11 protein-coding genes are annotated in these 11,222 nt (G+C 69.6%); 5 read left to right on the top strand and 6 right to left on the bottom strand.

Going from position 1 to position 11,222, the window contains the following annotated elements; all coding sequences use genetic code 11:
- Positions 1-173: 173 nt before the first annotated feature.
- The 4 genes from DYZ02_RS04815 to DYZ02_RS04800 are packed head-to-tail and all read right to left on the bottom strand — an operon-like array spanning position 174 to position 3,660.
- Positions 174-857: a methionine ABC transporter permease gene (locus DYZ02_RS04815; protein WP_115685232.1), complete on the bottom strand. Its 684-nt coding sequence runs from the start codon at positions 855-857 to the stop codon at positions 174-176.
- The gene (locus tag DYZ02_RS04810) at positions 854-1,882 is read right to left on the bottom strand and encodes a methionine ABC transporter ATP-binding protein (protein ID WP_115685231.1); all 1,029 of its coding nucleotides are present in this window, start codon (positions 1,880-1,882) and stop codon (positions 854-856) included. Before DYZ02_RS04810 ends, DYZ02_RS04815 begins: the two co-directional genes overlap by 4 nt.
- Positions 1,883-2,758, bottom strand: coding sequence for a MetQ/NlpA family ABC transporter substrate-binding protein (locus DYZ02_RS04805; RefSeq protein ID WP_115685230.1), 876 nt, complete (start codon positions 2,756-2,758; stop codon positions 1,883-1,885).
- 20 nt (positions 2,759-2,778) lie between these two features.
- On the bottom strand, positions 2,779-3,660 hold the full coding sequence (locus DYZ02_RS04800) for a MetQ/NlpA family ABC transporter substrate-binding protein (RefSeq protein WP_115685229.1): 882 nt from the start codon (positions 3,658-3,660) through the stop codon (positions 2,779-2,781).
- Positions 3,661-3,800: 140 nt separating this feature from the next.
- Here DYZ02_RS04800 and DYZ02_RS04795 point away from each other — a divergent pair, with 140 nt between their 5' ends.
- From DYZ02_RS04795 to DYZ02_RS04785, 3 genes are all read left to right on the top strand, one after another.
- Positions 3,801-6,941: an error-prone DNA polymerase gene (locus DYZ02_RS04795; protein ID WP_115685228.1), complete on the top strand. Its 3,141-nt coding sequence runs from the start codon at positions 3,801-3,803 to the stop codon at positions 6,939-6,941.
- 22 nt (positions 6,942-6,963) lie between these two features.
- Positions 6,964-7,614: an MOSC domain-containing protein gene (locus DYZ02_RS04790; RefSeq protein WP_115685227.1), complete on the top strand. Its 651-nt coding sequence runs from the start codon at positions 6,964-6,966 to the stop codon at positions 7,612-7,614.
- A gap of 63 nt (positions 7,615-7,677) precedes the next feature.
- A complete protein-coding gene (locus tag DYZ02_RS04785) occupies positions 7,678-8,454 on the top strand; it encodes a thioesterase family protein (protein ID WP_115685226.1) in 777 nt (258 codons plus the stop codon).
- On the opposite strand, the gene DYZ02_RS04780 is transcribed toward DYZ02_RS04785, so the two are convergent.
- Positions 8,451-8,921, bottom strand: coding sequence for a tRNA (cytidine(34)-2'-O)-methyltransferase (locus tag DYZ02_RS04780; protein WP_115685225.1), 471 nt, complete (start codon positions 8,919-8,921; stop codon positions 8,451-8,453). The two genes, DYZ02_RS04785 and DYZ02_RS04780, sit on opposite strands and share 4 nt — an antisense overlap.
- 25 nt (positions 8,922-8,946) lie before the next feature.
- Between DYZ02_RS04780 and DYZ02_RS04775 the strand changes: the two genes are divergently transcribed.
- Positions 8,947-9,795, top strand: coding sequence for a bifunctional methylenetetrahydrofolate dehydrogenase/methenyltetrahydrofolate cyclohydrolase (locus tag DYZ02_RS04775; protein WP_181896891.1), 849 nt, complete (start codon positions 8,947-8,949; stop codon positions 9,793-9,795).
- Positions 9,776-10,123 (top strand): DUF3017 domain-containing protein, encoded by a 348-nt coding sequence (locus DYZ02_RS04770; RefSeq protein WP_245945654.1) that lies wholly within the window; start codon positions 9,776-9,778, stop codon positions 10,121-10,123. The genes DYZ02_RS04775 and DYZ02_RS04770 overlap by 20 nt, the downstream gene beginning before the upstream one ends.
- Here DYZ02_RS04770 and metX read toward each other — a convergent pair.
- On the bottom strand, positions 10,120-11,220 hold the full coding sequence (gene metX / locus DYZ02_RS04765) for a homoserine O-acetyltransferase MetX (RefSeq protein WP_115685222.1): 1,101 nt from the start codon (positions 11,218-11,220) through the stop codon (positions 10,120-10,122). The two genes, DYZ02_RS04770 and metX, sit on opposite strands and share 4 nt — an antisense overlap.
- Positions 11,221-11,222: the final 2 nt, after the last annotated feature.

Below are 11,222 nucleotides of genomic sequence, written 5' to 3'. Positions count from 1 at the left end.
CGCGCGTCGCCGCCCCCCCCTCCCCTGCGCGCCCGCCTCGGCCCTCCGGGGACGCGTCCAGCTGCCCCGGTTCTGGGGCAGGGGGCGGTGGAAGAGGGTCGCGCCCCGGTGGCCGGCCACCCCCGCGGGGGGGTTCGCGGTCTGGGTGCGAACCCCGCCGTGGGAGTGGCAGGCTAGCGGCGCATGACCTTCTTCGACAGCCAGTTGCCCAGGAACTGGGCCAGCTGGACGATGACGACGATGACGATGACGGCCGCGAAGGTGACGGCGGGCTGGAACTGCCGGTAGCCGTAGACAATCGCGAAGTCACCGATGCCGCCGCCGCCGATGTAGCCGGCCATGGCGGACATGTCGATCACCGCGATGAAGATGAAGGTGTAGCCGAGGATGAGCGGGCCGAGGGCCTCAGGCAGGATCACCGTGCGGATGATGCGCCACGGACCCGCGCCCATGGAGCGGGCGGCCTCGATGACTCCCGGGTCGATGGCAACCAGGTTCTGCTCCACGATGCGGGCGACCGTAAAGGTGGCGGCCACGCACATGACGAAGGTGGCGGCCTCGCGCCCGATCGTCGTGCCCACGACCTTGAGGGTGATGGGGTAGAGCATCGCGATCATGATGATGAACGGGATCGGGCGGAAGAAGTTCACCAGGATGTTGATGACCCAGTAGACGGGCGAGTTCCGCAGGATGCCGCTCGGGCGCGTCGTGTAGAGCAGCACGCCGAGGACCAGGCCGAAGAATCCGCCGACCAGCATGGTGATGCCCACCATCATCATGGTGTCGCCGATAGCCTCTAGGAAGGTGGGGCCGAGGCGGTCCCAGTTCGGTCCCGCTGCGAGGGTGAGTTCGTTCATCGGGTGATCTCCTCAATGTCGGTGGTCTGCTGAAGAGTGCTGAGGAACTCGTTGATGGCGGCGTTGTCGCCGTTGAGGCGCACCGTCATCTTGCCGAAGGAGTAGCTCTGCAGGGTCGTGATGCCGGCGTGGACGGGCTGCACGGTCACGCCCTTCTCGCGGAGGCGGGACGCGGCGCCGAAGAAGCCGGAGTTCTCCGTCAGGCTGACGGTGAACAGCCTGCCGGGACGCTCGAGCAGCTCCGCCACCTCGACCTTGTCGGGGGTGTTGCGCAGGCTCGTCGCCACGAAACGCTGGGTGACGTGGGCCTGCGGGTCGGAGAACACCTCGTAGGTCGAGCCGTACTCGACAACCTTGCCCTTCTCCATCACGGCGACCTTGTCCGCAATCGAGCGAATGACCTCCATTTCGTGGGTGATCACCACGATGGTCACCCCGAGCTCCTCGTTCGCGCGGCGCAGCACGCCGAGGACCTCCTGCGTGGTCTCGGGGTCCAGGGCGGAGGTTGCCTCGTCGGCGAGCAGGAGAGAGGGGTTGGTGGCCAGCGCGCGGGCGATGCCCACGCGCTGCTTCTGGCCGCCGGAGAGCTGCTCGGGGTAGTTGTCGCCGCGGTCGGACAGCCCGACGAAGTCGAGCAGCTCCGCCACGCGCGCCTTGCGCTCCGCCTTGCCCATGCCGGCAAGCTCCAGCGGGTAGGCGATGTTGCCGGCGGCGGTGCGCGACTGCAGCAGGTTGAACTGCTGGAAGATCATGCCGACGTTGCGGCGGATGGAGCGCAGATTCTTCTCGCTCATGCCCACGATGTCGGTGCCGTCGAGGAGGAGCTCGCCGCCGGTGGGCATGTCGAGGCCGTTGATGAGGCGCACGAGTGTCGACTTGCCGGCACCCGAGTAGCCGATGACGCCGAGGATCTCTCCTGGCTCGACGGTGAGTGTGACGCCGTCGACCGCCGCAACGTCGCGGCCGCCGGTGGTGAAGATCTTTGAGACGTCCCGGAATTCGACCCGGGTACCGGTGCTAGACACTTACTTGTACTCCTCCACGAGTCGGTCGAGGATCTCGTTGAGCTCCTCCTTGGAGCGTTTGACCTGCACTGCGGTTCCACCGGAGTCCTGGTTGAGGGCCTCGGTGACCTCGGGGGACTGCCAGGCGTCGACAAGCTTGGCGTAGGTCTCGTTGTCGACGTCGTCCGCGCGGACCGTGAACACGTTGATGTAGGGCTCGGCGAGCTCGGAGTTCGGGTCGTCGGCGGCGACGGAGGACGCCGGGTCGACGCCTGCGCGGCCCAGCCAGTTGTTGTTGATCACGGCGGGGCGGCCCTCGTTGTAGGCCGAGGGGGTCTGGGAGGCGTCGATGGCGACGACGGAGACCTTGGACGCGGCCTCGTCGATGTCGGTCGGCGTCGGGGTCAGCTTCGGCGCGCCGGGCTTGAGGGTGACCAGGTCGGCCTGGACGAGCACGTTGATCGCGCGGCCCTGGTTCGACGGGTCGTTCGGCACCGCGACCTCCTGGCCCTCGATGCCGTCGAGCGAGGTGTGGTCCTTCCAGTAGAGGCCGAGGATGTTGATCTCGCCGGAGCCGATGATGCGCAGGTCCTTGCCGGAGGAGGCGTTGTACTGCGCCTGGTAGTTGATGGTCTGGAACTTGGAGACCTCGATCTGGTTCTCGTCCAGGGCCGGGTTGACCGGCGGGTACTCGGAGAAGCGGACGATGTCGAGCTTCACGCCGTTTTCCTCGGCCTTCTTCTCGAAGGCGGTCCACGCCTGCTGGTCGGCGTCGGTCGTACCGATCTTCACGGTGACGGTGTCGCCGGCGGAGGTGCCCGAGTCGCTGGAGCAGGCGGCGAGGCCGAGGGCGGTGAGCGCTGCGGCGGCCGCGGCGGTGAGGCGGTTGAGTCGCATGGTGGGTCCTTTGTGTGGGTTTACTTGTTCTGGACGCGGTCGAGGATGGCGTTGAGCTCGGCCTTGTCGCGCTTGACCGGCACGGAGGTGCCCTTGGAGTCCTGGGCGACGGCCTCGGTGACCTTCGGGTCGTGCCAGATCTCGACGAGCTTGTTCAGGGTCTCGTCGTCGACGCGGTCCGCCTTGGCGGCGAAGACGTTGATGTAGGGCTCAGCCTCGGGGGAGTTCGGGTCGTCCTGGAAGACGGCCAGGGAGGGCTCGATGCCGGAGCGGTCGAGCCAGGTGTTGTTGATGATCGCCGGGCGGCCCTCGTTGTAGGCCGAGGGGGTCTGGGAGGCGTCGACGGGCACGACGGAGACCTTGGAGGCCTCGGTGTCGATGTCGGCTGGGGTGGGGGTCAGCGGGTCGGCGAGGCCGTCCTTGAGGGTGACCAGGTCGGCCTGGGCGAGCACGTTGATGGCGCGGCCCTGGTTCGACGGGTCGTTGGGGATGGCGACCTCCTCGCCGTCGATGCCGTCGAGGCTGTCGTGGTCCTTCCAGAACAGCGCCAGCGGGACGATCTCGGTGGAGCCGACGATCCGCAGGTCGTTGCCGGAGGAGTTGTTGTACTCGCCGAGGTACTTAATGTGCTGGAACTTGTTCACGTCCAGCTCGCCCTGGGCGAGGGCCTCGTTGACCGGGTTGTAATCGGAGAAGGACACGATGTCGAGCTCGATGCCCTGCTCGGCCGCGAGGTCGGAGAAGACGGACCAGGCCTGCTGGTCGGCGTCGGTGGTGCCGATCTTGATGGTGGTCTCGCCGTCGGCGGAGCTGCTGTTGCCGCTGTCGCCGGAGCAGGCGGCCAGCCCGGTGGCAGCCACGACTGCGGCGGCTGCGGTGGCGATGGTGCGGTGGAATCGCATGGGTTCTCCTCGGTGTTTGTCGGAAAATGTAATGACGCAAGCGAATTTATCACCCTATGTACCGCTTAGTCTATTTCTTTTTTCGTCCCCCTCTTCCCGTTCTGTAGAACAGGTTATCGAATTCATGCTACCGTGTCCACATGAGATTCAACGGGGGAGAAACGCTGTCGTGGTCGCGCCTGGAGCGCATCCTCTCCGGCCGGCCCGGGCCCGAGCCGGTGCCCGTCAACCACACGCGCACGCTTGACGACGCCCCACCGGCGCCCCAGGCCCCCGCCACGCCTTTCGCCGAGCTCCACGCCGTGTCCTCCTACAGCTTCCTCGACGGGGCCAGCGAGCCGGAGGAGATGGTCGCGCGTGCGTCCCGTCTCGGCATCACGGCGCTCGCGCTGCTGGACAGGGACGGTTTCTACGGCGCCGTGAAGTTCGCCGAGGCGGCGGCGGAGGCGGGCGTTGCCACGGTGTTCGGCGCGGAGTTGAGCCTCGAGGGCGCGCGCGGCGAGCGCACCCTCCCCGTGCTCGCCCGCGGCCCGGAGGGGTACCGGCGCCTGTCGCACCTCATCGCGGAGGCGCACATGGCCACGCGGGAGAAGGGGGAGGTGGCCTACCCGCCGCTCGAGCTGGTCGCGCACCGGCTGGGCGGCACCTGCACGGTGCTGGCGGGGTGGCGCTGGGCGGGAGAAATCGACTCTTTGGTCCAATTGTTCGGACTAGACCGAGTGGTCAGGGAGTACGAGGTGTCCCTCACCCCCGAGGACGCCGACCACCACGCGCTTCTCGACGCCTTCCCCCACATCCCGGCCATCGTCACCGCCGCCCCGGCCGCCGCGACCCGCGACCGGGCACGGTTGGCTGCGGCGAAGCGCGCGCTGGGGCGTCGTGAAGCGGTGGGCGCGGCCCACGGGCGGCTGCACCCGATGGGGGCGAACTGGCTGCGGTCGGGCGGGCAGATCGCGGCGCTGTGCCCGGGCTCCCAGGGCAAGATCGACACGGCGCTGGCGCTCGCGCGGGAGTGCGCCTTCACCCTGAACCTGGTGGCCCCCGAGCTGCCGCGCTTCCCCACGCCGGAGGGCCACGACGAGATGAGCTGGCTGCGCGAGGCGACGCTCGCCGCCGCCCGGGTGCGCTACGCCGCCCGCCCGGCGGACATCCGCGAGCGCGCCCTGGCCCAGATCGACTACGAACTCAGCGTGATCGCGCAGCTGAACTTCCCCGGCTACTTCCTCATCGTCCACGACCTGGTGGACTTCTGCCGCCGGGAGAACATCCTCTGCCAGGGCCGGGGCTCGGCCGCGAACTCGGCGGTGTGCTTCGCCCTCGGCATCACCAACGCGGAGCCGATCAGCGCGGGCCTGCTCTTCGAGCGCTTCCTCTCCCCGGACCGCGACGGCCCGCCGGACATTGACATCGACATCGAGTCGGGCCGGCGCGAGGAGGTGATCCAGTACGTCTACGACACCTACGGGCGCGACAACGCCGCGCAGGTGGCCAACGTGATCACGTACCGCACCAAGGGCGCGATCCGTGACGCCGCCCGCGCCCTCGGCTACGCCCAGGGCGCGGCGGATTCGTGGTCGAAGGGCATTGAGGACCCGCCGGAGGCCGTCGAACGCCTCGCGGCGCAGTTCAAGGGCCAGCCGCGGCACCTGGGCATCCACTCCGGGGGCATGGTCATCTGCGACCGCCCCATCGCCGACGTCGTGCCGGTGGAGTGGGCGCGGATGGAGAACCGCTCGGTGGTGCAGTGGGACAAGGACGACTGCGCCTCGGCGGGGCTGGTCAAGTTCGACCTGCTGGGTCTCGGCATGCTGGAGGCGCTGCACCACATGATCGACCTGGTGCGCGACACCACGGGGCGCACCGTGAACCTGTGGGAGCTGGACCTCGCCGACGCCGAGGTCTACGACATGCTCTGCCGCGCCGACGCGGTGGGGGTGTTCCAGGTGGAGTCGCGCGCCCAGCTGTCCACGCTGCCGCGGCTCAAGCCGCGCCGCTTCTTCGACCTGGTCGTCGAGGTGGCGCTCATCCGTCCCGGGCCGATCCAGGGCGGGTCGGTGCACCCCTACCTGCGCCGCCGCGACGGCAGGGAGGCGGTGGACTACGACCACCCGGTGCTGGAGAAGTCGCTGGGCAAGACCCTGGGCGTGCCGCTGTTCCAGGAGCAGCTCATGCAGATCGCCGTCGACGCGGCGGGCTTTTCGGGCCGGGAGGCCGACGCGCTGCGCCGCGCGATGGGCGCGAAGCGCTCCCCGGAGAGGATGGCGGCGCTCAAGGCCCGCTTCTTCGCGGGGTGCTGGGAGACCAACCGGATCGATGAGGCGACTGCGGAGAAGCTGTGGACCAAGATCGTGGCGTTCGCCGCCTACGGCTTCCCGGAGTCGCACTCGCAGTCCTTCGCCTCGCTGGTGTACTTCTCGGCCTGGTTCAAGCGCTACTACCCGGCTCAGTTCTGCGTCGGCCTGCTGCGCGCCCAGCCGATGGGCTTCTACTCGCCGCAGTCGCTGATCCAGGACGCGCGCCGCCACGGCATCGCGGTCCAGCCGGTGAGCGTCAACACCTCCGGGGTGGAGGCCCGCTGCGTGGACAGCAGCACGATCCGCGTGGGCCTGAACCTGGTCAAGGGTCTGGGGGACACAGCGGCCGAGCGCGTCGAGCAGGCGCAGCCGTTTACCGGCATCCCGGACCTGGCGCGCCGGGCGGACCTGTCGGTGGAGCAGGTCGCGGCGCTGGCGAAGGCGGGGGCGCTGGAGTGCTTCGGCGTGGACCGCCGCCAGGCCCTGTGGCAGGCGGGCATCGCCGCCACGGAGCGCGAGGGGATGCTGCCGGGACTGTCGGCCATCTCCGCGCCCGCGCTGCCCGGCATGAACGCCTTCGAGCTGATGGCCGCCGACATCGCCGCCACGGGCGTGACCCCGGACAAACAGCCCATGGAGCTGCTGCGCGAGGCGCTGCGCGCCGCTGCTGTCCGCACCGCCGCCGACCTCCGCCGCGTCGAGGACGGCTCGCGGGTCCGGGTGGCCGGGGTAGTCACGCACCGGCAGCGCCCGCAGACCGCCTCGGGCGTGACCTTTTTCGGCATGGAGGACGAGACAGGCCTGATCAACGTGATGGTCTCGCCGGGGCTGTGGGCGCGGCAGAAGGTGGTGGCGCGGACGGCGAAGGCGCTCATCGTGCGCGGGGTGGTGCAAAACGCCACGGGGGCGGTCAACGTCGTGGCGGACAAGCTGGAGCCGTTGGTGATGGGGGAGTGGCTTTCGCGCGGATCCCGGGATTTCCACTAGGGCTCTGAAATAGAGTTGCTGCATGGCCCACGTCACAAGCACCAACATCGCGCGCCCCCAGCCGGACCCGGGCGGGTCCGCGCGGGTCAGCGGGATCGACAAGCGGCCAGCCGCGGGCATCGAGGTCTCCGCGCCGGGGCCGGACTACGGCGACGGCTCGGGGGTCGCCGGCGACGTCATCGGCGACGTCGCCCACCACGGCGGGGCGGACAAGGCGGTCTACGCCTTCGCGCGCGAGCGGCTCGACTGGTGGGAGGGGCAGCTGGGGCGCACGCTTGACGACGGCACCTTCGGCGAAAACCTCACCACTTCCGGCATCGACTGGGCCGGCGCCCTCCTCGACCAGCGCTTCCGGGTGGGGGAGACGGTGCTGCAGGTCAGCGTGCCGCGCTCCCCGTGCAGGACCTTCGCCGGCTGGCTCGGCGAGCCCGGCTGGGTCAAGCGCTTCGCAGCCAGCGGCGACTGCGGCAGCTACCTGCGCGTGCTTACCCCGGGCGTGATCCGCCCCGGCGACCCGATAACCGCGCTCGACGAGCCGGACCACGGCCGGACGATGGGCCAGGCGTTCGCGGCGGTGATGGGCGACTGGGAAGCGGCGCGCGACCTGTGGGAGCGCCGCCTCCTCCCGCCGCGCTACCGGGCGCGGTGGGACGCGAGGTTCGGACCCGCCTGACAAAGACATCCCCGGCACGCCCGCCCGCACATTCCTGCACCGACCACGAAAGGACCCTCACCGATGGCAGTAAACCACTACTTCGCCCGCACCGGCGAGACGACGTACGCGCCCACCCTCCACTGCGAGGGCGCCTGGTCGCCGGAGGACTACCACTTCGCCTCGCTGGCCGGCCTCGTCGTCCACGTCGCCGAGCGCTCCCGCCCGGAGGGCGACACGAAGAAGCTGGCGCGGGTGTCCTACGACATCCTCGGGCGCCTGCCGCTGAAGGAGGCGACGGTGCTCGTGGGGACGATCCGCCCCGGCCGCAAGATCGAGCTGGTGCAGGTCACGGTGCAGCTGGAGGGGCGCAGCGCGATCATCGCCCGGATCTGGTACCTCGAGGCGTGGGACACCGCGGAGGTCGCCGACCCGCTCGGCCAGACGTTCCCGCTGCCGGAGGACTGCGTGGACCAGCGCTTCTCCGAGGTGTGGGGCGGCGGCTACATCCGCCAGCTCACCGGCCGCCGCGTGACGGGGTTGCCGGCCGGAGAGTTCTTCACCTGGTTCACCTCCCCGAACAGGCTTGTCGACGCCGACGAGCGCATCCCGCTCGCCGAGTACTTCTCCCGCATCGACACCGCCAACGGCGTCACCGCGAAGCACAGCCCCGAGGAGTGGGCCTTCCCCAACGTGGATCTCACCGTGCACATCTACCGCCACCCGGAGGGGGAGTGGACCGGCCTGGAGGCCACGAACGCGTGGGGCCCCGAGGGCACCGGGGTGACTTCGTCGATCCTGCACGACCTCGACGGCCCGCTGGGCCGCGCCGAGCAGATGCAGGCGCTGGGCAGGCTCTAGACGCCGCCCGGGAAACCGAGCTGCCGCCACGCCTCGTAGCAGGCCACGGCGGCGGTGTTGGACAGGTTCATCGAGCGCCGCCCGGGCAGCATGGGCACGCGCACCCGCTGCTCCACCCGCGGGTGGTGGGCGTGCTCGTGCGGCAGGCCGGTCGGCTCGGTGCCGAAGAGCAGGGCGTCGCCGTCGCGGTAGGAGACGTCGTGGTAGTGGGTGGTGGCCTGTGTGGTGAAGGCGAAGATGCGGGCGTCGTGAAGCGAGGCGAAGCACGCCTCGATGTCGGGGTGGACGATGACGTGCGCGAGGTCGTGGTAGTCGAGGCCCGCGCGGCGCAGGTGCTTCTCAGAGAGGTCGAAGCCGAGCGGCTCGACGAGGTGCAGGCTCGCCCCCGTGCCGGCGCACATGCGGATCGCGTTGCCAGTGTTCGGCGGGATCACCGGATTATCGAAGATGACATGGAGTGCGCACACGGGCCCCAAGTCTAGGATGGGGTGCGTGACTGCGAAGAAACTGGATGGCAAGCTCTACCGCGAGGAGATTTTCGCGGACCTGAAAACGCGCGTCGCCGCGCTCAAGGAGAAGGGGATCACCCCCGGCCTCGCGACGGTGCTCGTCGGCGAGGACCCCGCGAGCCAGAACTACGTGCGGATGAAGCACAAGGACTGCGCCGAGCTCGGCATCGCCTCGATCATGAAGGAGCTGCCCGGCGACACGACGCAGGAGGAGCTCGAGAAGCTTATCGACGACCTCAACAACGACCCGGCCGTCACCGGCTACATCGTCCAGCTGCCGCTGCCGAAGCACCTCGACGAAAACCGCGTCCTGGAGCTGATCGACCCGGACAAGGACGCCGACGGCCTCCACCCGGTCAACCTGGGCAAGCTCGTGCTGAACGAGCCGGCCCCGCTGCCCTGCACCCCGAACGGCTCCATCAAGCTCCTGGAGCGCTTCGGCGTCGAGCTGAACGGCGCGATCGTGTGCGTCATCGGCCGCGGCGTCACGGTCGGCCGCCCGATCTCGCTGATGCTGACCACCAAGGGCGTCAACGCCACGACCGTCCTGTGTCACACGGGCACGAAGGACCTGGCTGCGGAGACGCGCCGGGCCGACGTGATCATCGCCGCCGCCGGCAAGCCCCGCATGATCACCGCCGACATGGTCAAGGAGGGCGCGGCGGTCCTCGACGTCGGCGTGTCCCGCGTCGACGGCAAGACCGTCGGCGACGTGCACCCGGACGTGTGGGAGAAGGCCGCGTGGGTCTCGCCCAACCCGGGCGGGGTGGGCCCGATGACCCGCACCTTCCTTGTCCGCAACATCGTGGAGCGTGCTGAGCAGCTTGTTTAACGCCCCCGAGGGGCTTTCCCTGGACAACCCCCACGACGCAGGCAACCCGCCCTCCCCGCTGCCCCTGTGGGCGCAGTGGGCGATGGTCGGGGTCTTCGTCGTGGGTTTCGTCGCCTCCGGGCTTTTCTCTGCCACAGAGCACTGGCGCCGCGCGACGTTCACCCTGGGCGCGGCGATGCTGTGGCTGGCGCTCATGCGCCTGACCTGCGATTCGCGGGTCATCGGCCTTGTGGCCGTACGTTCCCGGCGCTTCGACGCCCTGTTCTGCACCGCAGTGGGCGCCGCGATGATGTTCCTGGCGGGGTCGGTGGACGCGCTGGGAAGCTAGATCTCGTACGCCCCTCCGCCGGGGTTCTCGCAGGTCAGCGCGATGAACTTGCGCAGGATGAAATCCATCTGCCGCGCCTCGGCCAAGAAGGCGTCGTGGCCCATCGGGCTGGACAGCTTGGACATGGCCAGCAGGCTGCCGAGGTTGCGGGAGATGTGTTCCTGCTGGTGGTAGGGGTAGAGGATGTCGGTGTCCACGCCGACGACCATGGTGGGCACGGTGGAGGAGGCCAGCGCCTTGTTCAGCCCGCCGCGGCCCCGCCCGACGTCGTGGCGGTTGAGCGTCTCGGTGAGACAGACGTAGGAGCCGGCGTCGAAACGCTCGACGAGCTTGCGGCCCTGGTGGTCGAGGTAGCTCTGCACCGCGAAGCGCTGGTCCTCGGTGCGGTAGGGGCCGAGCGGGTCCTCGCCGGGCTGCGGGGAGGTGCCGAAGCGCTCGTCAATCTCCAGCTCGCCGCGGTAGGTCAGGTGGGCGATGCGCCGCGCCGCCGCGAGGCCGGCCTCCGGCGTTTCGCCGGTGCCGTAGTAGTCGCCGCCGTGCCAGGCGGGGTCGCGGGTGATGGCGGAGATCTGCGCCTCCTGGATGCCGATCTGCCAGGCGCTCGCGCGCGCGGAGACGGCGATGACGCAGGCGTAGCCGACCATCTCGGGGTGGAGCAGCGTCCACTCGAGGGTGCGTGCCCCGCCCATGGAGCCGCCGAGGACCGCGTGCAGGCGCGTGATCCCGAGCTCGTCGAGGAAGGCCTTTTCGGCGCGCACCTGGTCGCGCACGGAAATCGCGGGGAAGCGCGAGCCCCAGGCGCGCCCGTCGGGGTGGGGGCTGGACGGCCCGGTGGTGCCGTAGCAGGACCCGAGGGCGTTGGTGCAGATCACGCACCATTTCTCCGTGTCGAGCGCCTTGCCGGGACCGACGGCCTCGCTCCACCATTCGGCGGCATTGGAGTCGCCGGTCAGCGCGTGCTCGACCAGCAGGATGTTGTCTCCCCGGGGCGTTCCCCAACGTCGGTAAGCAATGCTGACATCGCTTATCGACGCCCCAGCCTCCGTCTCGAAGTCCCCAACGCCCACGTGCTGGAGCGCGCCGTCCTCCGCGTGCACAG

This window comes from Corynebacterium senegalense (genome assembly GCF_900411315.1).
GTDB classification, from domain to species: Bacteria; Actinomycetota; Actinomycetes; order Mycobacteriales; family Mycobacteriaceae; genus Corynebacterium; species Corynebacterium senegalense.
Note: the sequence above shows the minus strand (reverse complement) of the source record. Positions and strands in the feature narration are given on the sequence as shown.